The organism is Rhizobium sp. Leaf321 (genome assembly GCF_001423215.1).
Classification (GTDB): domain Bacteria; phylum Pseudomonadota; class Alphaproteobacteria; order Rhizobiales; family Rhizobiaceae; genus Neorhizobium; species Neorhizobium soli.
Window position 1 is genome coordinate 356,406 of sequence record NZ_LMOF01000007.1, and the last position, 26,758, is coordinate 383,163.

The following is a 26,758-nucleotide window of genomic DNA, read 5'->3' on the forward strand; positions in this document are numbered from 1 at the left end:
CCGGCGGACCGAACGAGGGGTGCGACCGCGCCGGCAGCGATACCGCCATTGTTGCGGATTTGTGGTTAATGGATCGTTAGTCATAGTCGCGCGACAGTGGTGAGGGCCATAAACGGAAACGCCGGCAGGGTACCTCCTCGGAGGCCCTGCCGGCGTTCTGAATGATCACATGGTCGATCGTTCGTCGGGTAATCTTGACTTACTGGCTGACACTGCCGACTGCGGTCGCCCGGCCGTCCTGGAGTTTGACCCAACGCGCCGGATCATCGGTCGCCTGGCGCTTCAGGTATGTGTATTCCGTATCGGTCCAGATCATGACCTTGTTGCGCATGTTGTCGAGGACGAAGTCGCCGCGATCGGTGCGGACGGTCAGGACTGCATGACCTTCGCCATTCGGCTGCAGCACGACCGTGATCAGCAGGTTGGAAGGCGAAATGCCCTGCTGCGTCAGCATCTTCCGCTTCAGGAGCACGAAGTCCTCGCAGTCGCCGACGGTCCGCGGGTATGCCCAGCGCTCTTCGACGCCGTAGATTTCCTGGTCGGTCATCGGTGTGATCGAGGTGTTGACCGTGTAGTTGACGTCGAGGATCGTGCGCCAGGTGTCTTCGGTGAGTGCCACGGGGCCGGCGTCCTTGTAGGATGCCACGCATTCGCTCGTGTAGGTCTTGCAGAATTCGTAATGACCGATCGGCGGGTTTGCCTTGCCGATAACGCGAATGGCGCCGGATGGCATTGCAAAGGACTGGACGGTCATGGAGCCGATCATTGCAGCGGCGGCGATTGCGAATGCGAGAGCTTTACGGCAGTTCATTTTTCTTGTCTCCCCGTTGTGGGGAAACAATGCCTCAGACCCTTTGATCGACCGCAAAATACCGCAGTAAAATCAGATGCTTATTCTAATCAACTTTGGCGAAAATACGCGTCGAATTAGACGTGCTTTTTCATAAAATACGCACTGCTTTTTCTGCGAATTTGCATAAAATGCGAGGTAAATTTGACCTATCCGCTCCTATCCCCCTAATACTGCATCGCTTTGATGAAACGTGACATCATCGAAAGGTGAGCGAAGTCTTCGATCTGCCTGTGCCTGTCGCTTTGCTTCGCCGCGTTCCGGGACGAAATCGCGACCAAAACAGCCCGTTTCGCCGCCTAAAACTGCGCGAAAAAAATCCCGAAAAGGCACAAAATAATTCTGGCCACGTGTTTTTTCGGGATTTTGGTGTGTCGGACCAGCAAGTCCAGCGCCGCTGACGATGGCGATGATCTTAAGAATTCACGCCGGAGCAGACACAGCACAACTCAGCTGCGGGCAGGCGGGTTAGAAAATGGATATGATGAGGCTTACAGGAACTCGGTCAGCGCTTCGCGGGACTGGACCGAGTGAAACTCGATCGCGACGCCTTCCATGAAGTGACGCACCACGCGTCCGCGCATGTTTCCGAGGCGAAGCGGGGTCCCGATTGACGGACGGGTCTCGATGTCGACAGCCGCACCGGAAAGCGAAAGGTCAAGCAGCCGGCACGGATAGCGGCGCCCGTCGTCGAGAGTAATCTCCGAACGGGTGTTGCGCGGGGTGAGACGATCGTGGCGACGGTCCTCCGGCAGCCCGAGTTCATGCTTGTTGGCGATCCAGGTCAACTGTGCGGCAAGTTTTTCGCGCTTGCGGTCGGTCGCGTTGATCATCATCAGGAAGCCGCCGCCGGCAACACTGAGAACTGTCCCTTCAAGGCGGCCGACGTGATCGAGATAGGCGATGACCCGCTCGTTGGTCCGTGGACGACCGGCACACTGGAAGCTGACGTCCCCGGGGGACATCTCGATCGCGGTGCAGGCATATTCCTCATGGTCGGCCAGCATCAAGCGGCCGCCGATGTTCACCGAGACGCGTTGGAATGAGCGCTGCGCTGCAGTTGCTTGCGAAACGGATGCCTGAGACGAGGTGCCGGAAAACATGGATGAGCGCTTTTTCAGCTAGAGTCCTGGCCTACATTAGCGACAGGGCGTTAATATATGGTTCCCGAAGCCGTCATTGTGGGAAGAAGCTCGCCGGCAGGAAGCGGCGCAGAAGTCCTGACTGGACCAACTGCGGCTGGTCATGCCCGCAGACGGACAACACGCCGGTTTCATCGCTTTCGACAAAGCCCCAATCTTGAAGATGCAGCCCACTTGCCGGTCTGGCCGCCACCGGGAAAGGGCAGTCGGCAGGCAGAAGTGCTCCGAGTACCCGGTCGCTTCCGGTTTCGGAAGAGCGAAGCGGCATCATCAGCATTTCGCATTCGATTGACGTGCCGGCTACGTTCAGGACTACGTCGGCAATCGCGGGTTTCTCATGGACGAGGATCTGCATGACGACCTCCTGGGCGCGATCGTTTTCTTCGAGATCCCAGATCGTGCGGAACGGCATCCCGCGAAACTCGCCACCGAACAACTCGCATAACCGCGTTCCCGCAAGCCGAAACGTCAATTGGTCGTCTGCCTCGTTTGCGACGATGAAGAGATGAGGCAGAAATCTGCGCAGGGCGACCGGATCGATCTCGTTGCGCATGGGAGGCAACCGCCCGTCGCACAGACCTGTCCAGTATTCGAAGATTTCCGTCGTAGCCGGATTTCGCATTCGCTTTCCCGTGATCCATTTCGAGACGCTTCATCCCGTGCTGAACCGCTTTCTAAGGCACAACACGAGGGTCAGCCTTAACGCAGCGAAAACCATGCCAGAGCGGTGAGCCTAGACGAAAGAATGTCGAACCCGGCGACTAAGTGCTTGTATCCGGTGCTATCTGCAGCTTTTCTTCAGGCGGGTCGTCCTGTAAGCCTGACGCTTCAACAGGGAAGGAATTGTGATGAGCGACAGGCAAGACCTGCCGGGTGCCGCGAACGATACGGACAGGGATGCGGACGCCATCGACGACCAGTCGTCGCAGCCAGTTTTCAATCTTCCCCGAAGTCTGGTGATCACGGTCCTGTTCCTGGCCGTCGTCTATCTCGTCGATGCTTACTTGCTCGACGAGGAGGCGCAGATCTCGGTGCTGATGTGGTTCGCCTTCACGCCCGTACGCTACGTCGTTCCGTTTGCGGAGCAGAATTTCGAATGGCTGTGGACGCCTGTCACCTATTCCTTCCTGCATGGCGGTATCGAGCATATCGGCTTTAACGCACTCTGGCTGGTTGCCTTTGGAGCGCCGGTCGTGCGTCGCATCGGAACTCTCCGCTACGTGCTGTTCTGGATTTTCTCGGCAGCGGCGGCAGCTTTCTTCCATGCCGGCCTGCATTGGGGCGACCAGACGCTACTCGTCGGCGCTTCAGGCGTCGTCTCAGGCTTGATGGGCGCCGCGTGCCGGTTCGCGTTCCCGGACGGCCGCGGATATGACCGCAGTTTCGGCCATCTCCATCCACGTCAGTCCATACTCGGCTCTTTCCGGAACCGGACAGTGGTGATTTTCACGGCAATGTGGTTCTTCGGAAACGTGCTTGTCGCCATCGGCCTGCCGCTGATCGGATCCGATGTCGGAGGAATCGCCTGGGATGCTCATATCGGTGGCTTTCTCTTCGGCTTTTTGTTTTTCGGCCTGTTCGACAGGATTGCTGCCGATGACCATCCCGTCGCGCCCGCTTGATCTCCAGTTGCTGTCGTCTTAAACTTCGCGCCGAGGGACTGTGCCGCAAATGTCTTTGAGGGGAGACGTTTCGGTTCGAATGGTTTTGGAGGAGCGAGCCATGTCGACGACCGTAAAGAGCATGCTGGATTCGAAGGGCCGTAACGTCGTGACCGTCAGCCCGGACGAGACGTTGCGCCAGATCGCGGGCATCTTAAACGACCGAAACATCGGTGCGGTGATCATTGCCGGGATGGAAGGGCGTATTGCCGGCATTTTCACTGAGAGAGACCTCGTCCACTGCATCGCCACCAAAGGCGTCGATGCGCTGGAGCAGCCGGTCAAGGCCGTCATGACAACTTCCGTGCAGCGCTGTCGGGAGGATCAGACGGCAGACGAGGTGATGGGTATGATGACGGCGGGACGGTTCCGCCATGTCCCGGTAGAAGCCGACGGCAAGCTCTCCGGCATCATTTCGATCGGCGACGTCGTGAAATCGCGGCTGCGTGAAGTGGAGATCGAAGCCGAACAGATGAAGGCCTATATCGCCGGGTAAGGCGGCTGGGAGAGCGGCATCTTCGCCCGCATCTCAGCGGGCGAAAACTTCCTGCATGCGCTGAAGCGCCACGATCTGCGACATGGTGGCCTCATAGCCCCGGTCGATCGCCTCGCCGGCGCGGTGGAATTCGGACAGACCGATATCGTTGAGGCGCGGATGAAGCGCCAGATCAGGCGGATCGCCGGCCAGTCTCGCCCGCGATATGCGCTCCTGGATGATGTTGAACGCCTGCACCATGGTGCCGGTGACACCGACGCGGGGGTCGTCCTGATGGCGCGAACGCTCGTGATCGTCCGGCGCATCGGCTGCAGTGTGTTTGACAACCGCGGACCGGCCGAAGACATCGTAGTTGAGGTTCACGGCCACGACCAGCGGCTGCTCGTAGGCGCGGCAGACGGAGGTCGGGACCGGATTGACCAGCGCGCCATCGACCAGCGTGCGGCCGCTGCATTTCACAGGTTCGAAAATCCCCGGCAGCGCGTAGGACGCCCGAAGGGCGCGGATCAGAGAGCCGGCCGAAATCCACACTTCGTGCCCGGTATGAAGTTCCGTCGCGACTGCGACGAAGGGACGGTCGAGATCCTCGATGGAGATACCCTGCAGGTGTTCCTGCATTCGCTTCGTCAACCGCATGCCGCCGATCAGGCCGCCGCCACCGATGGTGAGGTCGAGAAGCGCCGCGATCCGCCGCATGGTCAGAGATCGGGCAAAGCTTTCGAGTTCGTCGAGCTTGCCGGCGAGATAGCAGCCTCCGACCAGCGCGCCGATTGATGTGCCGGCAATCATCCCGACTTCGATGCCGGCTTCGTCAAGCGCGCGCAGCACGCCGATATGCGCCCATCCGCGGGCCGCGCCGCCACCAAGTGCTAGAGACAGCTTTGCCTTGCGTGGCTGCTCAATGACAATGGGAGGAGGGGACGTCTGGAGCCGATTTGTGACAGCGTCTGCTGGCGCGGCCTGCCGCTCGTTGCGACTCCAACTCCAATTCATCATCGCCATCACCTCTCAGCTGCACACAGCCACGTACACCAATTAACGCATCGTTTGGTTGCCAATTCGTTATTCAGGTGGGGATGGTATGAAAGCGGTGCAGACGCCTACCGCTTTCCCGTCTCATCATGACCAGAATACACATGCTCTGGATCAAAGTGACGCCGCTGATCCTGTATTTCAAGGACAGCGCCACCGTCACTTTTCTTTACCGCACGATAGAAACAGGAGCGTCGCCCGGTGTGGCAAGCGGCGTCATGGCCGGACATCGAGACCTTGAGCCAGACGGCGTCCTGATCGCAATCGGTCCTGACCTCATGCACAGTCTGCAGATTGCCGGAGGTCTCGCCCTTCTTCCAGAGTTTCGCTCTCGACCGGCTGTAGTAGTGAGCGACGCCGGTCTCGATCGTCAGCGCGAGCGCCTCTGCGTTCATATGCGCCACCATGAGCAATTCGCCATCGCGAATGTCGGTCACGACAGCGGTCACAAGACCGTCGGAATCGAAACGCGGCGTAAAGGCGCCGTCACCCTCGAGCTCGGCCTTATCCGACGACGGCGCTTCAAAAGTCATTGTCATTTCGGCGCTCAGCGGTTGCGGGCCATGGTAAAGAAGCGCGCCTGCTCGGCCGCGTCGGTCTTGAACGCACCGGTAAACCGGGTCGTCAGCGTTTGAGAGCCCTGCTTCTCCACACCGCGCATCTCCATGCACATGTGTTCCGCCTCGATCAGGACAGCCACGCCGCGCGGCTTCAATGTCGTGTCGATCGCGCTGGCGATCTGCGCCGTCAGATTTTCCTGTGTCTGGAGGCGACGACCGTAGATCTCGATCACACGGGCAATCTTGGACAATCCAAGGACCCGGCCCTGCGGAAGATAGGCAACGGTCGCCTTGCCTTTGATCGGCAGCATATGGTGCTCGCAATGGGAGAAGAATGGAATATCGCGAACGAGAACCATATCGTCATAACCCGAGACCTCCTCGAAGGTCCGGCCGAGAACCTCTTCGGCCGACAGATCATAGCCCGAAAAGAGCTCGCGATAGGCTTTTGCAACGCGCTTCGGCGTATCGAGCAAACCTTCGCGCTCCGGATCGTCACCGGACCACTGGAGTAAGACGCGCACGGCGTCCTCAGCTTCCTGCTGGGTCGGACGAGGCTGTTTCTGGCTGGAGGCCGGAAAATTCTTCAAAATAGCATCCATCTTGTGTCCCTCGATGCGGGCCAGGGCCACATCCGATCTCACTATGGTAAAAAAGCTGATCGCCATGGATCACGCCGGAATACCAGTTCCCTGACTTTTCGTCTGCGCGTTCCGAATTTTCAAGGCATACCATCGCCGTTTTCGCGCGTTTCTCGAAAACGTGTTTCCTTGATAATTCCCGTCGCGGACAACATATAGGGGCCTAATCCAGATTGTGGTAGGTCATCCCGGTAGACGGTGCGTTCGATCGGTCGAGCGGATGTCGAGGACGATGACGTGAGCGAGCGACATGGACGAGATCTATAACCAGAAAATTCTTGAGTTTGCGGGGAACATTGGCCGCGCGGGTGCAATGGACGATGCGGATGCGACGTCCGAAAAGCACTCCAAGCTCTGTGGTTCAAAAGTTCGTGTTTACCTGAAAGTCAGTGACGGCGTGGTGAGCGACTTCTCTCACGAGGTGAGGGCCTGCGCCCTTGGTCAGGCGTCGTCGTCGATCATGGCACGGCATATCGTCGGCGCGCCGGTCGACGAACTGCGCCAGGCGAGGGTCGACATGCTGTCGATGCTGAAAGAGGGCGGCGAAGGCCCGGTCGGCCGCTTCGAAGACATGCGCTACCTGAAGCCTGTGAAGGATTACAAGGCCCGGCATCCGTCTACCATGCTGACGTTCGATGCGGTCGTTGACGCGCTCGATCAGATCGACGTCCGCGACCGGGCCGACAAAGCGACCGCCTGATGTGCGGCTCGCCGGATTGTGACCACGACACGAAACGCGGCGGGCCCTATCGATCGCGCAACTGGCAGGGCCCGTTCAAAAAGACGCCCGGACGCCTCGCCGGTATGGGACTGATCCGGTTCTATCAGCTCACTCTTTCCGGCTTTGTCGGAAACGGCTGCCGCCATATTCCGACCTGTTCCGAGTATGGCTACGAGGCGATCGCCCGACACGGGGTCTGGCCCGGTCTCTGGATGACACTGTACCGAGTCGCGCGCTGCGGTCCTGGTGGCTCCGGCGGACTGGACCCGGTTCCGGACCTGCAGAGGCAACGCCAGGTCTGGTGGATGCCCTGGCGCTACTGGCGTCATGGATAAGCGTGACACCAGCCCAGCTATCTCAAAAGGCGTCAGTCCTTGCAGCTCGCCAGAGCTCGGAAGCTAAAGGCTTTCCGACCATCCGTTCGCGGGTTCCAAACCTTTACTAACGGCCCGAAACACACTATCACCGCGCCCGTTGCCGGCCGGTCGATCTGGCCATTTTACCACCACCCGCATTCGTTGGCGGGACTGGACAGGAGATAGAACATGTCCCAGGTTTCCCTCACATTTCCCGATGGCTCCGTCCGCACGTATGATGCCGGCACGACCGGCCGTGATGTTGCCGAATCCATTTCGAAGTCGCTTGCCAAAAAGTCTGTCGCGATCGCGATCGACGGCACCGTGCGCGATCTCTCCGACCCCGTCGTCGACGGTCAGATCGAGATCGTTACCCGTACGGACCCCAAGGCACTCGAACTGATCCGCCACGATGCCGCGCACGTCATGGCAGAAGCGGTGCAGGAGCTGTGGCCCGGCACGCAGGTAACCATCGGTCCCGTCATCGAGAACGGCTTCTATTACGATTTTGCCAAGGCCGAGCCCTTCACCCCGGACGACCTGCCGAAGATCGAAAAGCGGATGAAGGAAATCATCCAGCGCAACAAACCCTTCACCAAGGAAGTCTGGCCGCGCAACAAGGCGCGCGAGGTTTTTGCAGCCAAGAGCGAGGCCTACAAGGTCGAGCTGGTCGACGCCATTCCCGAAGACCAGGATCTGAAGATCTATTATCAGGGCGATTGGTTCGACCTGTGCCGCGGGCCGCATATGGCGTCCACGGGCCAGATCGGTACGGCTTTCAAGCTGATGAAGGTGGCTGGCGCCTATTGGCGCGGCGACAGCAACAACGTCATGCTGACGCGCATCTACGGCACGGCCTTTGCGGAGCAGGAGCAGCTCGATAACTACCTGCATATCCTGGCCGAAGCCGAAAAGCGCGACCACCGCAAGCTCGGGCGTGAAATGGACCTTTTCCATTTCCAGGAAGAGGGCCCCGGCGTCGTCTTCTGGCACGGCAAGGGCTGGCGCATGTTCCAGACCCTGACGTCCTACATGCGCCGCCGCCTGGCCGGCACCTACGAAGAGGTCAACGCACCGCAGGTTCTCGACGCGTCTCTCTGGGAAACGTCAGGTCACTGGGGCTGGTACCAGGAAAACATGTTCGCGGTGAAATCCGCTTACGCGTTCACGCATCCAAAGGACGAGGGAGCGGACAATCGCGTCTTCGCACTAAAGCCGATGAACTGCCCCGGCCACGTTCAGATCTTCAAGCATGGTCTGAAGTCCTATCGCGAACTGCCGATCAGGCTTGCCGAATTCGGTCTCGTTCACCGCTACGAAGCGTCAGGCGCGCTTCATGGTCTGATGCGCGTACGCGGCTTCACGCAGGACGACGCGCACGTGTTCTGCACAGACGAGCAGATGGCGGCTGAGTGCCTGCGAATCAACGATCTCATCCTCTCCGTCTACGAAGACTTTGGCTTCGAGGAAGTGGTCGTCAAGCTCTCGACGCGCCCTGAAAAGCGCGTTGGCACCGACGACCTCTGGGATCGCGCCGAAAGCGTCATGACGGACGTTCTGAAAACCATTGAAGAACAGTCCGGCGGTCGCATCAAGACCGGCATTCTTCCGGGCGAGGGCGCCTTCTATGGCCCCAAGTTCGAATACACACTGAAGGATGCCATCGGTCGCGAATGGCAGTGCGGAACGACTCAGGTCGACTTCAACCTGCCGGAGCGCTTCGGAGCCTTCTACATCGATGCCAACTCGGAAAAGCAGCAGCCGGTGATGATCCACCGTGCCATCTGCGGCTCGATGGAACGGTTCCTCGGCATTCTGATCGAGAACTTCGCAGGCCACATGCCGCTGTGGTTTGCACCGACCCAGGTCGTTGTCGCGACCATCACCTCGGACGCAGACGACTACGGTCGGGAAGTTGCCGAACAGTTGCGCGATGCCGGCCTGCAGGTCGAGACTGACTTCCGCAACGAGAAGATTAACTACAAGGTCCGCGAGCATTCGGTGACCAAGGTTCCGGTCATCATCGTCTGCGGCAAGAAGGAAGCCGAGGAGAACTCGGTCAACATCCGTCGTCTGGGGTCGCAGGCGCAAACGTCGATGACGCTTGAAGAGGCGATTCGGTCGCTTGCGGAAGAAGCGACGCCACCGGACCTTCGCCGCCGCGCAGCACTGAGAAAGCGCCCGGCCTGATCAAGACCAGCACCCGCGGGCCATGTCCGCGGGTGCTGTCAAAAAACTGCAATCGTTTTGTAATATTGCCTTCTCATCGGATGCGCCTTTCCGTTGGGAGACTGATTTGCGGTTCAGGGAACTTTCCTACGCCAATGACAGGGATCCGCGCTTCAAGCGCTGGTTCATCCGGTCTATCGAAGGGCTCTCGGGACGCGATCGTTTCGCCCGGCTGTATGATATCTGGCGCACCGACATCGTCGGCAAGAGCGACCGCGTCTTCGGCAAGATGCTCGATATCATCGACGTGGGTCTCGAGATAGAAGGCGCGTGGCCTCCCGAAGAACAGCTGCAGTCTCCACTGGTCATCGTTGCAAACCATCCGTTCGGCATCGGAGACGGAATTGCCGTGCTGGCACTTGCCGAACAGCTCGGCCGACCTTTCCGCGTGCTGATCCACAACGATCTCCTGAAGGTTCCTGAAATGGAACCCTATTCGCTGCCCGTATCCTTCGAGGAGACGAAGGAGGCGCTGGTGCTGAACATGCACACGCGGAACGAAGCGATACGGCTGCTGAAAGACGGCACGACCATCATTATCTTTCCAGCCGGCGGTGTCGCAACCGCGAAGAAGGGATTCGGCATTGCCGACGACCTGCCGTGGAAGATCTTCGCCGCAAAACTCATCCAGGCTACCAGGGCCAACGTGGTTCCGGTCTATTTCGAGGGGCAGAATGGCCGGCTCTTTCACCTGGCCAGCCGGATCTCGATGACATTCAGGCTGTCGCTTCTCATCCGCGAGTTCAAACGCCTGTCTGGAACATCGATCACGGCACGGGTGGGCAGGGTAATGAGCTGGGACGATATGGCTGGGACCACCGACCGCAAGGAGTTGCTCGGTCTGCTCCACAGTGCCGTCTTCTCCATGCGACCCGTCAGACGTCAGCGGTTTCTCAAGAAGGCCAGTTGACCCAGGAAGCCGATGTCAGTCGGGCACGACGGCAGCGGTCGTGGCATCTGACGGGTTGGCGTTGCGCATCAACACCTCGACATCCACGTTGTTACCAGCCGTCACCTTGAATTCGCGCTGATAGATCTTGTCCTTGTTGCGGGCAACGGCGAGATAGTCGCCCTCGGCCAGCACCATGGAGGGCAGGGCGCTGACGCTTTCGTTGACCACGTCGCCCGCTGCCGTCAGCACCGACCAGGCCGTGTCGGCGATGGCTTCGCCACCCGGCTGAGACACGAGCTTCAGCGACACCTCCGCGGCCTTGTGCTGCAAAACAGCCTGCGTTAGCTTGCCCGCTTCCACCTGGATGTCAGCACGTACGACGGCGTTGATGTCACCGTACTCAGAAACCACGTGATAGGTCCCTGTCGCAAGCCGCACGATGGTGTTGGGCTTCACCTCCGACATCACGAGGGCCCGATCGCCGTTTTCGCGGACTTCGGCCGCATAGACGGAGAAGCTCAGCTGCGCCGGTGGGATAGTCTGGTCCGCTCCGGCAACCGCGTTCAGGATGAACCCGCCGGCATCAAGGACGAGGGTCTGTTTCTGGAAGTCGCCTTCAGAGGGTACAGTTACTTTTTTCGTGACGCCGGCGCGGCCGAACGCGACATTCACGAAATAATCACCCGGCGCCAGCTGGAAGGCGGCGGATCCGCCGTCGGAGCTTGCAACAAGCGGAAGCTTGCCGTCCACACCGGCAATCGGGCTGAACACGCGCCAGGCAAGACCTTCCTGCATCACGTCGCTGTCAGCCGTCAGCCTGGCATCAAACCGCACATCCTTCGCGATCGAGCCGGCGCTTTCGCCCGGTGTGGCCGAGAAGGCGTTCAGCTTGGGCATCTTCCCCGTGCTGTCGAGCTGGCGGAAGCTTCCGAACGCATCGCTTTGCGCGAAACCCAGGTCGGCAGCGGTCAACAGCAGCAGGCCTGTAGCAGCGATACGGGTAACAAACGATAGGCCTGGCATCAGGATATGACCCGTTGACTCTTGTTTTGCGAGAAGCCACTTGAAGACGAACGTCCGGGCATTTTCAAGGCCTACCTCTATATCACGTATCGATCGGAAGCTTTCGACATGGAAAACAACCTGAAGCTCAGCGATTACCTGCAAGAGCGCCACTCGACGCCCGTTGCCCAGATCACAGGCCCGGGCCCATCGCAAGAAGAGCTCGAATCGATCTTGAGCATGTCGGTCCGCGTTCCCGATCATGGCAAAATCGCGCCTTGGCGCCTTGTCGTCTATCGGGGTGACGTTTGCACGAAGCTCGGCGAAACCTTCCTTGAACTCGCGCTCGCCGGTAACCCGGAGATGAATGAACCGGCCAAACAGGCTGAACTGACGCGTTTCACACGTGCACCGCTTGTCGTTGCCGTTGTCAGCACCGCGCAGCCCCACGTCAAAATCCCTGAATGGGAGCAGGTCCTGTCGGCTGGCGCTGTCTGCCTCAACATGCTGATGGCTGCAAATGCACATGGCTATGTTGCCAACTGGCGCACCGAGTGGGTGTGCTACGACGAGCGAGCCCTCGACGCTCTTGGCATAAGCCCGGGCGAAAAGGTCGCGGGTTTCATTCATATCGGCTCGAGCGATTTCGCGACGCCGGACCGGCCGCGGCCGGCTCTTGCCGACATTGTCACCTACGCAGGTTGAACGCATGTTTTATCGCACCGACACGAACGCCCACGGCATGCGCCATGATCCCTTCAAGGCCATCGTGGCGCCGCGGCCGATCGGCTGGATCGGTACCAAAGGCCGCGACGGTTCGCTGAACCTGTCGCCCTATTCTTTCTTCAACATCGTGTCCGATAGCCCCAAGATCGTGATGTTCTCCTCGTCGGGACGCAAGCACAGTCTGAAGAATGCGTCGGACACGGGTTTTTTCACGGCAAGCATGGCCAGCCGCCATGTTTCCGAACAGGTCAACGCTTCCTCGGCTCCGGTAGATTACGGGGTGAATGAGTTCGACCTGGCTGGCCTCACCGCCAGAATGGGAGAGGTCGTCGACGCGCCCTACGTTGCGGAGGCCTATACCGCGCTGGAGTGCCGTCTTACCGAAGTGATCCAGCCGAAGGATCTCAAGGGCGAGCTCACCGACGCTTACATGGTGTTTGGCGAGGTGGTCGGAATCCATATCTCCGAAGACATCATCCGGGATGGCCGAATCGACATGCAGCTTGCCCGACCGGTCGGCCGCATGGGTTACCGTGACTATTCCGATGCCGGCGAGGGCGTGTTCGAACTGATCCGTCCGACGTGAGATTTCATACTCTCGGCCTGGTTCAGGCTACGCGTGAGGTGCGCCGCGCCGGGTGTGGAACATGGTGAACCAATCTTAAACTTTTTGTCTCTACCGTGGCACCAAGCTGTTCTAGACGGAGCAGCAGCGTTGTGTTTCCGGGGCAGGTCGTGATCGTACAGGCATTTCTTCGTTGGGCTGAGACGGCAAGGGCTGGGGACCGTTCCCGCGCAGCGGATGCCCTTGGTCGGGCATATCTCCACGCGGCGATGGGGGCGGAAGAGCGCAAGGCTGCCGGATTGGCGATCACTTACCTTCTCGATGACCCTTCGCCGCGCGTACGTCTCGCATTGGCAGAATCGATCGCCGATTCGCCTCAGGCTCCTCGTGCAATCATCCTCGCGCTTGCGGAAGATCAGGTCGAGATCGCCTGTACGGTGATTGCCCGCTCGCCCGTCATAAGCGACTCGGATCTTGTCGACCTGATCGGCCGAGGCGATGGAATGACCCGGCGTCTGATCGCTTCGCGGCCAAATCTTTCCCGCGGCGCCTGTGCAGCACTTGCAGAAATCGGCGACGAGCCGGAAATTCTAATTCTGCTCGAAAGTGGCACTGCGTTGATCACAGGCATATCCCTGCGCCGGATCGCCGAGCGGCATGGACAGCGCCACGACATTCGCAACCTTCTGCTCGAGCGCGAAGACCTTCCTTCAGAAGCGCGCCACATGCTCGTTAGCCATATCGCGGACACGCTTCTCAACTGCGGTCTGGTCCGCTCGACGCTTGCTCGCGGCCGTATCGAATATGTGGGCCGCGAGGCCGACGAAGCGGCAACCGTCGCAATTGCAGGAACGACGTCCCAGCAGGAAGTGCCGGCACTTGTCGAGCATCTTCGGGCATCGGGACGCCTCACACCGTCTTTCCTGATCCACGCCCTCTGCCTTGGCAAGGCTGACCTCGTTGCAGAGGCGGTATCGACCCTTTCCGGGCTCGGAGAGCGTCGCGTGAGGCCTATCCTGGCGACAGGCCGCCTTCATGCCGTTCGCGCCCTTTTTGAAGCCTGTGGTCTGACAAGAGAGATTGCCGCCGTCTTCGTCGAGGCTGTCCTGCTCTGGCGCGACGCGTCGGCGGGTCGTTCCACCGCTGATGTCTGCGGTCGTTTGATCGAGAGGTTTTCAGGGGCTGCAGGGCAGCATCCGGCAGTCTCGGATATGATCCAGATGATCGAGAGACGGCATCGTCTGGAGATGCGGTTCGCCGCACGGGCCTATGCGAGCGAGTTAGCGCTTGCTGCCTGAGCTTAGCGGTCGAAACGCTTGGCAACCCACGAATAACCGCCTTCGACAAGCCTTACGGGCGTCGTCACGAGCGTCTTGACGCCTTCGGTCGTTGGCAAAACGTTGCGAACCCGCTGGATCGCACGGCTGGCCAGACCTTCCTTCTGCTTCTCGCTTACGTCGCTGTCTGGCTCCGGAGCCGCCGCTATCGGCTCTGACGCTTGATCCCGCACGGGAGGGGTTTGCGACTGTGTTGCTGTCTCGATCGCATCGTCCGGATTCTGGCAGACGGCGATGATTACCGGATAAGGCTGATTGGCATAGGACGGTAGCCTGTCTTCGGAAACGGCATCGCACATGGCGACCGTTGGCCATCTCTGGTCGACCGTCGAGATGTAGCGGCAGTCAGTGGCCGAATCGTTGCAGCCCAAAATAGTCATGACGATGAGCGCGGAATTCATGCTGTTTTCCCCAATGGCGGTTGTTGGGGGTTAGATTGCTCAATGATGGCGCCAGCGAGGCGTCACCGCAGCGGGGCTGAACACTTAAGGCGTTTGCGCCTTTCGCTTATAGGCCCGCTCCGCCGCTTCGCTCGGCGACACCGCAAGGTCGGCCGATTGCACTTCGGTCGTCTCTGCCATCCGGACCTCGCGAATCCATTCCCGCCATATCGACACAATCAGCGCCATCAGAACCGGACCGATAAACAGTCCGAGAAAGCCCATGGTTTTCACACCACCGACAAGGCCGAAGAATGTGGGAAGGAATGGCAATTTGATCGGGCCGCCAACCAGGCGCGGACGAACCGTCTTGTCGACGATAAACAATTCCACCGCACCCCACGTGAACAGCCCGATCCCTGCGACGAACGATCCGTTGGCAACGAGATAGGCAGATACCAGCGTAAACGAAAGCGGCGCGCCGCCTGGAATAAGCGCCATTACGCCAGTGATGACCCCAAGTGTCACAGGCGAGGGGACGCCAGCAATCCAGTAGGCCACGCCAAGCACGATGCCTTCGCCGATCGCAATCAACGTCATCCCGGTCACCGTCGAACTAATTGTCGCCGGTACGACACGCGAAATCCGCTCCCACCGCGACGGCAGGATGCGCTCACCAACGAGATCAATCTGGCGTGAAAACGATGCGCCGTCACGATAAACGAAAAACAGCGCGATCATCATGAACAGCATGGTCAGAACGAGATGGAAGACGCCATCTCCGGCAGCAATCACGGCGCGGTAGATATTGCCGATATTGGCTCCGCTAACGATCTGTACAAGCTCGCCGATGGCGCCAGGTGACCCAACATGCTTTGTCCACTGCAACCCGAGCCAATCACCGGCCCAGGGAAGGCCGATGATCCAGGCTGGAGGCGGTGCCCCGAACCTGTTCACTTCGACCGCCCAGCTGAACCACTGGCGCAGTTCACCCGTGGTGTAGCTGATCGCGACGCCGATCGGCACAATCAGAAAGGCGAGGATGAACAGAATGGCAAGCGTCGCGGCGATTGTCGTGTTTCCGCCAACGCGGACCAAGAGCTTGCGATAAAGTGGCCAGCTCGCAAATCCAATGACCAAGGCGGCCAGAACCGGCACAAGGAAGCCGTAGAAGAAATAAATCGACGCAGCAACAATCAGGACCAGAAGCCATCGAGCTGCCGATATCGCCGGTATCAGAGCAATGCGATTGGGAGAGACCGGTCCCAGCCAACGCGGTTCTATAGGGATGTTCCGATCATCTTGCGCGCTCACGATATACTGCCACTCCCGATTGCTGTCGCCGATATGGTGTCTCGGCCATTACGCTGCAAGCCTACCGTGGACCTCTTAACCGAGCCCTTCATCGTCTGCCTATCCTTCAGATACGATACAAATGTGAAAACACCGAACCATAACTTCGTCAGGGCATTGCGATGGCTAAACCGTCTTTGTCAGCGCCCCTTGTTTCGGTAGAGCAGAACAATAGATAACCGTAACGTACGCGTGTTTTATAAGAGACGAGATCCAAGGACTTTAATGATGCTCAATGCGGAGGCGGTCGACCTTACAAATTGCGACCGCGAGCCAATTCACATCCCAGGGAGCATTCAACCGCATGGTTGCCTTCTTGCCTGCGACTTAACTGGCGCTGAGATTCTTCACCACTCTGCGAATGTCGGAGAAATGCTCGGTGTTGAAGGTGACATCAACGGCCGGAGACTCGAGGACGTCGTCGGTGGCGAAGCGGCCCATTCGCTTCGCAACGCGCTCGCGACCTCCGATGATCCAGCACGCCCGGCGCTACGCCATGCCTTGCGACTCCCGTCAGGCAAAGCTTTCGACATCTCGTTGCATCGTTTCGACTCCAAGGTGATCATCGAGTTCGAGCCGGCTTCAAACGACGCCGACCAGCCGCTCGAAGTTGCGCGCATGTTGATCAGCCGCATTCGCAACATGAAGAGCATCGACAGGCTCATCGAGAACGCTGCACGGCTGATGTTCGCCATGCTCGGATATGACCGCGTGATGGTCTATCGTTTCGAGGAGGAAGGGTCCGGCAAGGTCGTCAGCGAATACAAACGCCGCGACCTCGAGAGCTTCAAGGGCCAGTATTTTCCTGCAGCGGATATCCCGAAACAGGCACGCATTCTTTACATCAAAAATACCATCCGCGTCATTTCCAACGCTGATAACGAGCGTGTGGCCATCGTCCCTGAGTTGGGCGAAGACGGCCTGCCGCTCGATATGTCCTTCGCGCATCTGCGGAGTGTTTCGCCGATCCACTGCGAGTATCTTCGCAACATGGGCGTCTCTGCCTCGATGTCGGTGTCCATCATCGTTGATGGGGAGTTGTGGGGGCTGATGGCCTGCCACCACTATTCGCCGAAGACCTTGTCGATGCCCCAGCGCGTTGCGGCAGAAACGTTCGGCGAGTTCTTCTCCCTGCATTTGAGCGCGCTGAAACAGAAGCAACTTGTCGAAACGGCAAATCTTGCCAGACGTTCGCTTGACCGATTCCTTCAGATCGCTTCCAACCACAACGATATTAGCGGGCTGTTGAGAAGTTCGCTGGATGATTTCGGCGGCATGCTACCCTGCGATGGGGTCGGGCTTTGGCTTGACGGGATCTGGACGGGGCAGGGCCTCGTCCCACAGGAGCATCTCGTTGCCGAACTGGCGGAACTGGTCGGCGGCGTCGCGGGCGGACGGATTTGGTCGACGGCCGAATTGTCTCGGTCGCTACCGTTGTCGATGATCTCGCCGGACGACGTGAGCGGCGTTCTTGCCATTTCCTTGTCCCAGCGCCCTCGCGACTATCTGTTTTTCTTCCGCAAGGAAGTCGTGCAGACCCTCGATTGGGCAGGCAATCCCGACAAGCAGTATACCAGCGGACCGCATGGGGAGCGACTGACGCCGAGGTCGAGCTTCGCCATCTGGAAAGAACAGGTACGCCTCAAGGCTCAACCTTGGACCGATACGGATCTCGAGATTGCCGACGCCATCAGGGCAGTTCTTGTCGAAACCGTACTGCATCATAACGAACTGCTTGCGGACGAGCGCGGTAAGGCGGACGTGCGCCAGCGCATGCTCAACGAGGAGCTCAACCACCGCGTCAAGAACATCCTGTCTGTGATCAAGGCGCTCGTGGGGCATCCTGTGGATGACTCAAGACCGCTGTCTGATTACGTCGGCTCGCTGAAGGGACGCATTCAGGCATTGGCCTATGCGCACGATCAGGTCGTCCGCAGCGGCGATGGCGGACATCTGGCCGACCTTCTCGAAGCCGAACTGCAGCCCTATAAGGGAAGCGGCCGCATCGTGACGATGAGCGGACCGCGATTCTGGCTTGATAGCCGTGCGTTTTCCGTCATGGCCCTCGTCCTGCACGAAATGTCTACCAATGCTGCGAAATACGGTTCGCTCTCGGTATCTGACGGTCGGCTCGACATCGAGTGGGGCCGAAGCGCCGATGGCGACTGCGAGTTGACCTGGAAAGAAACCGGTGGTCCGGTCACAAAGGCGCCCAGTCGCAGTGGGTTCGGCAGTGTCCTTATCAGCCGCAGCATGCCCTTCGAGCTGGATGGTCGGGCATCGGTCGACTATCCGCCCGAGGGCGTCAACGCGGTCTTTGTCATCCCCTCCAAGCACGTTCACGCAGATGATGACGCGGCATCCGAGGACGATCTCCACCTAGATGGGCTCGGCGGACGGACGGCGAGCGAGCGATCACTCGGCAATCTGGAGTTCCTTCTTGTGGAAGATCAGATGCTGATCGCAGCAGATGTCGAGGCGATGCTGGCGGACAATGGTATCGACAAGGTAACGACATCGCCTTCGGTCTCGGACGCGCTTCGCCGCCTCAAGGATTTCACCCCGGACGTCGCGATCCTCGATGTCAATCTGGGATCCGGTACGTCGCTTCCAATCGCGGAAGAACTTCTGCGTCGTCACGTGCCCTTCGTGTTTGCGACGGGATACAGCGATCGCTCGATCATTCCAGCGACATTTTCAGCGCCGGTTGTGCGCAAGCCTTATGAAGCGACGGCGTTGATTGCCGCCGTCAGCAAGGTTCTGGAACGATAGCTTCAAAATGCGACCGGAAGTCTTCCGGTCGCAGCAGTCAGATATCGAGGTTATCGGCAAAGGCGGCGCGTTCCTGGATGAACCGGAAGCGCGCCTCGGGCCGTGTACCCATCAGATTGTCGACCGCCTCGCGCGTGCCTTCGAAATCCACCTCGTCGATCCCGACGCGCAGCAACGTGCGCTTGGCGGGGTCCATGGTCGTTTCCTTCAACTGCGCAGCCATCATCTCGCCAAGGCCTTTGAAGCGACCGATTTCGACTTTCTTGCCCTTGAACACCGTTTCCATCAATTCGGCCCGATGCGCGTCGTTGCGGGCATAGACGGTCTTGCCACCCTGCCGGATGACGTAAAGCGGCGGCACGGCCAGATAAAGATGGCTGCCGCGGATGAGTTCGGGCATTTCCTGATAGAAGAACGTGATCAGCAGCGATGCGATATGGGCGCCGTCGACATCGGCGTCGGTCATGATGATGACCCGCTCGTAGCGAAGATCCTCCTCGCGGTATTTCGTCCGCGTGCCGCAGCCAAGCGCCTGCACGAGATCTGCGATCTGCTGGTTGGCCGAGAGTTTCTCGCGGCTTGCCGAGCCGACGTTGAGGATTTTACCTCGGAGCGGAAGAATGGCCTGGTTCAACCGGTTACGGCCCTGCTTCGCCGAGCCGCCAGCCGAGTCACCCTCGACGATGAACAGTTCGGCGCCCTCGGCCGTGTTCTGTGAGCAATCGGCAAGCTTGCCGGGAAGGCGCAGCTTGCGCACGGCCGTCTTGCGATTGACCTCTTTTTCCTTGCGGCGACGAAGCCGCTCTTCGGAGCGCTCAATCACCCAGTCGAGCAGTTTCGCGGCCTCGTTGGGATTTCCGGTCAGGTAATGATCGAAGGGGTCGCGCAGAACGTTCTCGACGAGCCGCTGAGCCTCCACGGTCGCAAGCTTGTCCTTGGTCTGGCCGACAAATTCCGGCTCGCGGATAAAGACAGACAGCATGCCCACGGCCGAGATCATCACGTCATCCGTCGTAATTTCGCGGGCACGTTTGTTCTGGGTCAGTTCGGCGTAATTCTTCAGGCCTTTGGTCAGCGCGATGCGCAACCCGGCTTCATGAGTGCCACCTTCGGTCGTCGGGATGGTGTTGCAGTAGGAGTGAACCTGCGGGTCGCCACCATACCACGTGATCGCCCATTCCATGGCGCCGTGACCACCGGTCTTTTCGGTGCGGCCCGCAAAGATTTCGCGAGTGACGGTGAAATCCTTGCCGAGCGTGGCCGAAAGATAGTCTTTCAGACCGCCGGGAAAATGGAAGACTGCCTTGTCCGGCACATCGCCACCGGCCTGAACCAGTGACGGGTCGCAGCTCCAGCGGATTTCGACGCCGCCGAACAGATAAGCCTTCGAGCGCGCCATGCGGAAAATGCGACCGGCATCGAACTTCGCGTGATCGCCGAAGATCTGCGGATCCGGATGGAAGCGGACGCGGGTGCCGCGACGATTGTGTACGTCACCGAGTTCTTCGAGCCCACCTTGCGGAACTCCGCGGGAAAAACGTTGGCGATAGAGCTTCTTGTTGCGCGCAACCTCGACTTCCAGCATGTCGGAAAGCGCGTTGACCACAGAGACGCCGACGCCATGGAGGCCGCCCGAGGTCTCGTAAGCCTTTCCGTCAAACTTACCGCCGGCGTGAAGCTTGGTCATGATGACTTCGAGCGTCGACTTGCCGGGCACTTGCGGATGGTTTTCCACAGGAATGCCACGACCGTTATCGGTAACCGTCAGGCAACCTTCGGTATCCAGATACACCTCGATGAAATTGGCATGGCCGGCCACGGCTTCGTCCATCGAGTTGTCGATGACTTCGGCAAACAGATGGTGGAGAGCCTTTTCGTCCGTGCCGCCGATATACATGCCGGGGCGCATACGCACCGGTTCCAGCCCCTCCAGCACGCGGATCGACGATGCGCCGTAGTCGTCGCCGTCGGCGGCGATTGTAGCCGGACGTCGCGGCGAAGGCGCTGCCTTGACGGCGGGTACAGGTTCCGCTGGCGCTGATCTGGGGAGAGCGGGCGTATCGGCAAAAAGGTCGTTATTGTCATCCATTGGCGGTGTCGGTACTACCTGTCGGGGTGCGGAGGAGATAGCCATACCCATCTCGTGCTGTTTCGAATCACATGCGATTTTGCCAGAAAACCGGCTTTCTCGCGATGCCGTACGCACACGGCGGCTCTGCCAGCAATGCTGCCTCGGCTTTAGCATGGCAAGTTGGAAGACAGAAGGTTCCGAATGAAAGCCCGCATGTCCACAGTTCATTTCTTTTTCGGCACGCTTCTTGCTGGCATGGTCGCGCTCACCGCTTCAGCAAGCCTCGCGCAGGAAGGCCCCATCAAGCCGTTCAAGGACGAGCTTTTCTCCAGGTTCGAGGTGCTGGAGACTAAGGACGGCGGCGCTTACGAGGTGGTCGACTACCAGGAACTGCGCGACATCAACGGTCGTGACAGTGAGCCTGAGCGGCGGGTCAAGAATGCCTATGTGGCGCTTGGACCGCGCCGTGTCCAGGAAAATGAAACCCTGGCCTTCTCCGGACGGACCCTTGATGTCACCAGGGTGGGACCTTCTCAAGGTGGCGCCTTCACGGTGATCTTCATTCACGGCAGGGGCGGCGACAGGCGGCTCGGCGTCAACGACTACACGTTCGGCGGCAATTTCAACCGGCTGAAGAACCTCGTCACCGCGTCAGGCGGGACCTACTATTCGCCGAGCGTAGAATCCTTCGACGACAAAGGTGCAGCCGATATCGCCGCCCTTATTCGGTATGCGTCGGAGAAATCGGCAGGACGTCCAATCATCCTCGCCTGCGCCTCCATGGGTGGCTTCATCTGTCAGGCCGTTAGCCGTGACGCCACGACGATCCGCTTTCTGGAGGGAATGGTCCTGCTCGGCGGTCCACCTGATCCGGGTCTGCCGTCGACGCCGTTCGCCAAGGCGAAACTGCCGGTCTATATCGCCCATGGCAGTGCCGACAGCGTCTACGCAGCCAGCGGACAGACCGAGATCTACCGGAAATTGCAGAGCGCCGGATACCCGGTCCGTATGTCCGTTTTCAACACGGGTGGGCACGGAACGCCGATCCGGATGATCGACTGGCGCAAAGCCCTCAATTTCGTGCTTATTGCCCACAAATAACCGGTTTAAGCGCAATCAGGCGTTTCAATGGATCTCAACCGATTGAATCGCGGCGTGCATCGCTTGCGGTGCGCGATGAGTGGGCTCTAGGCCGGTGTCCCGGCATCCATGATCCATCCAAGCACTTGAAATGCGTTCATTATTCAGCGTACGAAGTGTGAAAGGACATGTCGGGAGGCCTTGTCCTGCACGTTTAGGTGGCGGCGCTCAACGGCGTCTGCTGGAGGAGAGGAACAGGGATCGACATGACACCAGAAATTCGCCCGCTTATTGCCGGAAACTGGAAGATGAACGGCACACGGGACAGCCTTCCCGAGATCAAGGCAATCGCGCAGGGCGTGATGGGACCTCTCTCGGACAAGGTCGAAACCCTGATCTGTCCACCGGCCACGCTTCTCTATGTGGCGACGGCACTTTCGACGGACAGCCCGTTGATGATCGGCGCCCAGGATTGCCATCAGAAGGATTGCGGCGCGCATACCGGCGAAATTTCCGCCGACATGATCGCCGACTGCTTCGGCACGCATGTGATCGTCGGCCATTCCGAACGGCGCGTCGATCATCGTGAAACTGACCGGATCGTTCGCGCCAAGGCCGAGGCTGCCCATACGGCCGGATTGATCGCGATCGTTTGCGTCGGTGAAACGGCGGATGAACGCGACACCGGCCAGACGCTCGATATTCTGAAGCGTCAGCTCGCTGGCTCCCTGCCTGACCATGCCACGGCCGCAAACACGGTCATTGCCTACGAGCCTGTATGGGCGATCGGATCCGGCGTGACGCCGACCGCAACCGATGTGGAAGCCGCGCATGCTTTCATGCGCGCAGAACTCGTGAAGCGGTTCGGCGACGAAGGCAAGGCGATGCGTCTCCTCTACGGCGGCTCGGTCAAGCCGGGCAATGCGGCGGAGCTGATGGCGATCGAAAATGTCGATGGCGCATTGATCGGTGGCGCCAGCTTGAAAGCCGACGATTTTCTCGCCATCTACGGCGTCTATGAGGCCTTGACCGCCTGAGCCATTCAATAGGGGCTTGGAAAGCGGGCGGGCCTCATGTAAAGAGCCGCCAAACTTCTTCTATTGCCTCGCCAACGGGGCAGGGATCTTATTCATGCAGACTGTTCTGATCGTCATTCATCTCATGATCGTTCTGGCGCTTGTCGGCGTCGTGCTGATCCAGCGCTCCGAAGGCGGAGGGCTTGGCATCGGCGGCGGTTCCGGCTTCATGTCGGCGCGCGGCACGGCAAACGCCCTGACCCGCACGACGGCGATCCTGGCGACGCTGTTTTTCGTCACGTCATTGGCGCTTGGTATTCTGGCACGCTATGAATCGCGTCCGACGGATATTCTCGACCGCATTCCGCAGAGCCAGCAGGGTTCAGGCAATGGTATCTTGAACCAGCTCGGCCCGGCACCGACCGCTCCGCCGGCAAGCAACGGCGTCCCATCGGATGGCGCGAGTTCAGCGCCTGCTCCGACAGCACCGGCAACGGGAGCACCGGCCCCTGCTGCGCCTGCGACACCGGCTCCGGCAACGCCCGCTCCGACGAACAGCGTTCCAACCGGCCAGTAAGGCACGGTTGAAGGCAACAAACTCCGGCAGGCCAAAAGCCTGCCGGTTTTCGTTTGTGGAGATTCCACAGACTTTTTTCGGAAAAAGAAAATTCCGCTGGCGGAATCAGAAATCAGAAGGTATTCGGTGGCTCCCATGGCGCGATATGTATTCATCACAGGCGGCGTGGTTTCTTCCCTCGGAAAAGGAATTGCGGCCGCGGCCCTCGGAGCTCTGCTCCAGGCGAGGGGTTACCGGGTTCGGCTGAGGAAGCTCGATCCTTATCTCAACGTTGATCCGGGCACTATGAGCCCGACGCAGCACGGCGAGGTCTTTGTGACCGACGACGGCGCTGAGACCGATCTCGATCTCGGTCACTACGAGCGGTTCACGAGCCGTTCGGCGACCAAGACCGACAACATCACCACCGGCCGCATCTACAAGAACATCATCGACAAGGAACGCCGCGGCGACTACCTCGGCGCGACCGTTCAGGTCATTCCGCATGTCACCAACGAGATCAAGGATTTCGTCACCGAGGGCAATGAGGACTACGATTTCGTCCTCTGCGAAGTCGGCGGTACGGTCGGCGATATCGAAGCGATGCCGTTCATGGAGGCGATCCGCCAGGTCAAGAACGACCTGCCGCGCGGAACTACGATCTATCTGCATCTGACACTGATGCCGTTCATTGCGGCAGCCGGCGAGTTGAAGACCAAGCCGACCCAGCATTCCGTCAAGGAACTGCAGGCGCTGGGTATCGCGCCGGACATTCTGCTGGTGCGCGCAGACCGGGAAATCCCGGAGGCAGAGCGCCGCAAGCTTTCGCTGTTCTGCAACGTTCGCCCATCCGCGGTCATCCAGGCGCTCGACGTCGCCAACATCTACGACGTGCCTATGGCCTACCACAAGGAAGGCCTCGATTCGGAAGTGCTGGCTGCGTTCGGCATCGAACCCGCTCCCAAGCCCCGTCTGGACGCCTGGGAAGAGGTCTGCAACCGCATCCACACGCCGGAAGGCGAAGTGACGATCGCGATCGTCGGCAAGTACACGGGCCTCAAGGACGCCTACAAGTCGTTGATCGAGGCCCTGCATCACGGCGGCATCGCCAACCACGTCAAGGTCAATCTTGAGTGGATCGAATCGGAGGTCTTCGAAAAGGAAGACCCGGCCCCGTGGCTTGAGAAGGTTCACGGCATTCTGGTCCCCGGCGGGTTCGGCGAACGCGGTTCCGAAGGCAAGATCCTCGCGGCGCAGTTTGCCCGCGAGCGTAAGGTTCCGTATTTCGGGATCTGCTTCGGCATGCAGATGGCAGTGGTGGAAGCCGCCCGTCATCTCGCCGGAATCGAAGACGCATCCTCGACGGAGTTTGGTCCTGCGAAGGAACCGGTCGTCGGATTGATGACGGAATGGCTGAAGGGCAACGAGCTGGAGAAGCGGTCTACCGCCGGCAACCTCGGTGGCACGATGCGTCTCGGCGCCTATCAGGCGGCTCTGAAGAAGGGCACGAAGATCGCGGAGATCTACGGGTCCACGGATATCTCCGAGCGCCATCGTCACCGTTACGAAGTGAACGTCCAATACAAGGACCGCCTTGAAAACTGCGGCCTCGTCTTCTCGGGCATGTCACCGGACGGCCTTCTGCCGGAAACGGTCGAATATCCTGATCATCCGTGGTTCATTGGCGTTCAGTACCATCCGGAACTGAAGAGCCGCCCGCTCGATCCGCACCCGCTGTTTGCGAGTTTCGTCGAGGCAGCGCTCGAACAGAGCCGTCTCGTCTAAGACAAGATAAACCCGGCTTCGACCGGGTTTTTCTTTGCCCGCTTTTCTATTTCAGCGCCTTGTATGCGGCAAGCGCCCGGTCGCGGGCGAAACCGTGGTCGACGATGGGCTTGGGATAAGTCTTCCCCAGCTCGATCCCGGCCTTCTCCAGCACCGCCGCCGGCGCCTCGAACGGCTTGTGGATGTATTTGCGGTCGAGCTTTGCCAGTTCGGGCACATGCTCGCGAACGTAATCGCCGTCTGGATCGAATTTCTCGCTCTGCAGGATAGGGTTGAAGATCCGGAAGAAGGGCGAGGCATCGGCGCCACTGCCGGCCACCCACTGCCAGTTGGCGGAATTGTTGGCAGGATCCGCATCGACAAGCGTATCGCGGAACCACTGCTCGCCCTTGCGCCAGTCGATCATCAGATCCTTGATCATGAACGACGCCGTGATCATCCGCACCCGGTTGTGCATATAGCCGTGTTTCCACAACTGCCGCATACCGGCATCGACGATCGGATAACCCGTCATCCCCTTGGTCCAGGCCGTGAATTGCCTGGTATCGTATTGCCATTCGAATGCGTCGAACTTGTCGTCCCAGTTTTCGCGATCGAGGCCGGGAAATTCGATCAGCAGACCGTAGCAGAAATCGCGCCAGGCAAGCTCGCGGCGGAAGTGCGACACGTCTTCCGATGTCTTCGCCGGAAGGCCTCTGGTCTCGTACCAGATACGGGCAGGGGAAATCTCACCATGGGTGAGGTGGGCAGACAGCGAAGACGTGGCGTCGATCGCCGGAAAGTCCCGACCGCGCTTGTAGTCGTGCAGGTCCCTGTCGATGATGTCCTTTAACTTCTCCCGCGCGCCCTGTTCGCCCGGTGTCCACATTTCGGAAAAACCCGAAGCCCAGTCCGGCTTTGCCGGCAGCAGGTCCCAGCCATCCAGGCTTTCCGAACGGGGAAATTGCTTCGGGGCAGGGATGGACTTTGGGGTATCCATCGGCTCGTGCGGTTCGCCGAGCTTCTGCATCGCGTTCCAGAACGGTGTAAAAACCTTGAATGGCTTGCCTGCCCCCGTGCGGATCCGGTCCGGCTCGTGGAGAAGCTGGCCATGAAAGGCGCTGATGGCGATGCCCTTGTCTTTGAGGGCGACCGCGATTTCACGGTCGTAGTCCGTGCGTTCATAGGCGCGGTTGACGAAGACGGAGCGGGCGCCGGTCTTGTGGGCGATGTCGGACAGAACATCCTCGGCCTTTCCCCTAACGAGAATGAGGTCACTGCCGAGCGCTTTCAGCGCGCCCTTGAGTGCCGTCAGCGAATGATGCAGCCACCATTCCTGCGCGCCACCGAGAGGCCCGATGTTCAGTTCGTCGGGTTCGCGGATATAGACGGGGATGACCGGGCCGCCGGCATCGATCGCGGCATTCAGCGCCGCATTGTCATCGAGACGGAGATCCTTGCGAAACCACAGGATGATCGGAATGTCTTTGTCAGTTGAATGATCGGCAGGCACGCGCTTCTCCGTTCGAGGCATCGCAAAGGACGCCTGGAAAGCG

The 26,758-nt window shown here is 59.6% G+C and carries 26 protein-coding genes; 15 read left to right on the forward strand and 11 right to left on the reverse strand.

Going from position 1 to position 26,758, the window contains the following annotated elements:
• Window positions 1–199: 199 nt before the first annotated feature.
• The gene (locus ASF70_RS14705) at window positions 200–766 is read right to left on the reverse strand and encodes a transglutaminase-like cysteine peptidase (RefSeq protein ID WP_156461867.1); all 567 of its coding nucleotides are present in this window, start codon (window positions 764–766) and stop codon (window positions 200–202) included.
• A gap of 293 nt (window positions 767–1,059) precedes the next feature.
• On the opposite strand from ASF70_RS14705, the gene ASF70_RS24015 reads away from it, so the two are divergent.
• On the forward strand, window positions 1,060–1,251 hold the full coding sequence (locus ASF70_RS24015; RefSeq protein WP_156461844.1) for a hypothetical protein: 192 nt from the start codon (window positions 1,060–1,062) through the stop codon (window positions 1,249–1,251).
• A gap of 90 nt (window positions 1,252–1,341) precedes the next feature.
• Here the strand turns inward: ASF70_RS24015 and ASF70_RS14710 are convergent, their stop codons facing one another.
• Together ASF70_RS14710 and ASF70_RS14715 are read right to left on the reverse strand one after the other, a co-directional pair.
• Window positions 1,342–1,953 (reverse strand): PilZ domain-containing protein, encoded by a 612-nt coding sequence (locus tag ASF70_RS14710; RefSeq protein ID WP_062456977.1) that lies wholly within the window; start codon window positions 1,951–1,953, stop codon window positions 1,342–1,344.
• A 73-nt stretch (window positions 1,954–2,026) separates the two neighbouring features.
• A complete protein-coding gene (locus ASF70_RS14715) occupies window positions 2,027–2,614 on the reverse strand; it encodes a PAS domain-containing protein (protein ID WP_062580680.1) in 588 nt (195 codons plus the stop codon).
• Between the two features lie 226 nt (window positions 2,615–2,840).
• Between ASF70_RS14715 and ASF70_RS14720 the strand changes: the two genes are divergently transcribed.
• On the forward strand, window positions 2,841–3,614 hold the full coding sequence (locus ASF70_RS14720; RefSeq protein ID WP_082471922.1) for a rhomboid family intramembrane serine protease: 774 nt from the start codon (window positions 2,841–2,843) through the stop codon (window positions 3,612–3,614).
• 100 nt (window positions 3,615–3,714) lie between these two features.
• The gene (locus ASF70_RS14725) at window positions 3,715–4,149 is read left to right on the forward strand and encodes a CBS domain-containing protein (protein WP_062456971.1); all 435 of its coding nucleotides are present in this window, start codon (window positions 3,715–3,717) and stop codon (window positions 4,147–4,149) included.
• A 33-nt stretch (window positions 4,150–4,182) separates the two neighbouring features.
• On the opposite strand, the gene ASF70_RS14730 is transcribed toward ASF70_RS14725, so the two are convergent.
• The 3 genes from ASF70_RS14730 to folE all read right to left on the reverse strand — a co-directional run bounded on the left by ASF70_RS14730 (window position 4,183) and on the right by folE (window position 6,343).
• The gene (locus ASF70_RS14730) at window positions 4,183–5,145 is read right to left on the reverse strand and encodes a patatin-like phospholipase family protein (protein ID WP_062458055.1); all 963 of its coding nucleotides are present in this window, start codon (window positions 5,143–5,145) and stop codon (window positions 4,183–4,185) included.
• Between the two features lie 104 nt (window positions 5,146–5,249).
• On the reverse strand, window positions 5,250–5,720 hold the full coding sequence (gene hisI / locus ASF70_RS14735) for a phosphoribosyl-AMP cyclohydrolase (RefSeq protein WP_062580681.1): 471 nt from the start codon (window positions 5,718–5,720) through the stop codon (window positions 5,250–5,252).
• A gap of 8 nt (window positions 5,721–5,728) precedes the next feature.
• Window positions 5,729–6,343, reverse strand: coding sequence for a GTP cyclohydrolase I FolE (gene folE / locus ASF70_RS14740; RefSeq protein WP_062458053.1), 615 nt, complete (start codon window positions 6,341–6,343; stop codon window positions 5,729–5,731).
• Between the two features lie 289 nt (window positions 6,344–6,632).
• Between folE and ASF70_RS14745 the strand changes: the two genes are divergently transcribed.
• From ASF70_RS14745 to ASF70_RS14760, 4 genes are all read left to right on the forward strand, one after another.
• Entirely contained in the window at window positions 6,633–7,082 is a 450-nt protein-coding gene (locus tag ASF70_RS14745; RefSeq protein ID WP_062456964.1) for an iron-sulfur cluster assembly scaffold protein, read from the forward strand.
• Entirely contained in the window at window positions 7,082–7,438 is a 357-nt protein-coding gene (yidD, locus tag ASF70_RS14750) for a membrane protein insertion efficiency factor YidD (RefSeq protein WP_062580683.1), read from the forward strand. Before ASF70_RS14745 ends, yidD begins: the two co-directional genes overlap by 1 nt.
• A 210-nt stretch (window positions 7,439–7,648) precedes the next feature.
• Window positions 7,649–9,649: a threonine--tRNA ligase gene (gene thrS, locus ASF70_RS14755; RefSeq protein ID WP_062580685.1), complete on the forward strand. Its 2,001-nt coding sequence runs from the start codon at window positions 7,649–7,651 to the stop codon at window positions 9,647–9,649.
• A gap of 106 nt (window positions 9,650–9,755) precedes the next feature.
• Entirely contained in the window at window positions 9,756–10,598 is an 843-nt protein-coding gene (locus ASF70_RS14760; protein WP_062580687.1) for a lysophospholipid acyltransferase family protein, read from the forward strand.
• A gap of 15 nt (window positions 10,599–10,613) precedes the next feature.
• Here ASF70_RS14760 and ASF70_RS14765 read toward each other — a convergent pair whose 3' ends face one another.
• Window positions 10,614–11,603, reverse strand: coding sequence for a hypothetical protein (locus ASF70_RS14765; protein ID WP_062580689.1), 990 nt, complete (start codon window positions 11,601–11,603; stop codon window positions 10,614–10,616).
• A 108-nt stretch (window positions 11,604–11,711) separates the two neighbouring features.
• On the opposite strand from ASF70_RS14765, the gene ASF70_RS14770 reads away from it, so the two are divergent.
• From ASF70_RS14770 to ASF70_RS14780, 3 genes are all read left to right on the forward strand, one after another.
• Entirely contained in the window at window positions 11,712–12,287 is a 576-nt protein-coding gene (locus ASF70_RS14770; protein ID WP_062581422.1) for a nitroreductase, read from the forward strand.
• Between the two features lie 4 nt (window positions 12,288–12,291).
• A complete protein-coding gene (locus tag ASF70_RS14775; protein ID WP_062580691.1) occupies window positions 12,292–12,894 on the forward strand; it encodes a flavin reductase family protein in 603 nt (200 codons plus the stop codon).
• A gap of 149 nt (window positions 12,895–13,043) precedes the next feature.
• Window positions 13,044–14,171, forward strand: a complete 1,128-nt coding sequence (locus tag ASF70_RS14780) for a DUF2336 domain-containing protein (RefSeq protein ID WP_062458049.1) — start codon at window positions 13,044–13,046, stop codon at window positions 14,169–14,171.
• Window positions 14,172–14,173: 2 nt separating this feature from the next.
• On the opposite strand, the gene ASF70_RS14785 is transcribed toward ASF70_RS14780, so the two are convergent.
• Window positions 14,174–14,611 (reverse strand): hypothetical protein, encoded by a 438-nt coding sequence (locus ASF70_RS14785; protein WP_062580693.1) that lies wholly within the window; start codon window positions 14,609–14,611, stop codon window positions 14,174–14,176.
• A gap of 84 nt (window positions 14,612–14,695) precedes the next feature.
• On the reverse strand, window positions 14,696–15,880 hold the full coding sequence (locus tag ASF70_RS14790) for an AI-2E family transporter (RefSeq protein ID WP_244474068.1): 1,185 nt from the start codon (window positions 15,878–15,880) through the stop codon (window positions 14,696–14,698).
• A gap of 291 nt (window positions 15,881–16,171) precedes the next feature.
• Between ASF70_RS14790 and ASF70_RS14795 the strand changes: the two genes are divergently transcribed.
• Window positions 16,172–18,715 (forward strand): HWE histidine kinase domain-containing protein, encoded by a 2,544-nt coding sequence (locus tag ASF70_RS14795; protein ID WP_062458046.1) that lies wholly within the window; start codon window positions 16,172–16,174, stop codon window positions 18,713–18,715.
• 37 nt (window positions 18,716–18,752) lie between these two features.
• Here ASF70_RS14795 and parE read toward each other — a convergent pair whose 3' ends face one another.
• On the reverse strand, window positions 18,753–20,804 hold the full coding sequence (parE, locus tag ASF70_RS14800) for a DNA topoisomerase IV subunit B (protein ID WP_082471923.1): 2,052 nt from the start codon (window positions 20,802–20,804) through the stop codon (window positions 18,753–18,755).
• Window positions 20,805–20,999: 195 nt separating this feature from the next.
• On the opposite strand from parE, the gene ASF70_RS14805 reads away from it, so the two are divergent.
• From ASF70_RS14805 to ASF70_RS14820, 4 genes are all read left to right on the forward strand, one after another.
• Window positions 21,000–21,887 carry an alpha/beta fold hydrolase gene (locus ASF70_RS14805; RefSeq protein WP_062581424.1) on the forward strand — a complete coding sequence of 296 codons (888 nt, stop codon included), beginning with the start codon at window positions 21,000–21,002 and terminating at the stop codon, window positions 21,885–21,887.
• A 245-nt stretch (window positions 21,888–22,132) separates the two neighbouring features.
• Window positions 22,133–22,903, forward strand: coding sequence for a triose-phosphate isomerase (gene tpiA / locus ASF70_RS14810; protein WP_062580696.1), 771 nt, complete (start codon window positions 22,133–22,135; stop codon window positions 22,901–22,903).
• Window positions 22,904–22,997: 94 nt separating this feature from the next.
• On the forward strand, window positions 22,998–23,459 hold the full coding sequence (secG, locus tag ASF70_RS14815) for a preprotein translocase subunit SecG (protein ID WP_062580698.1): 462 nt from the start codon (window positions 22,998–23,000) through the stop codon (window positions 23,457–23,459).
• A 135-nt stretch (window positions 23,460–23,594) separates the two neighbouring features.
• Window positions 23,595–25,223 carry a CTP synthase gene (locus tag ASF70_RS14820; RefSeq protein WP_062456928.1) on the forward strand — a complete coding sequence of 543 codons (1,629 nt, stop codon included), beginning with the start codon at window positions 23,595–23,597 and terminating at the stop codon, window positions 25,221–25,223.
• 46 nt (window positions 25,224–25,269) lie between these two features.
• Here ASF70_RS14820 and ASF70_RS14825 read toward each other — a convergent pair whose 3' ends face one another.
• Entirely contained in the window at window positions 25,270–26,715 is a 1,446-nt protein-coding gene (locus ASF70_RS14825; protein ID WP_244474044.1) for a deoxyribodipyrimidine photo-lyase, read from the reverse strand.
• Window positions 26,716–26,758: the final 43 nt, after the last annotated feature.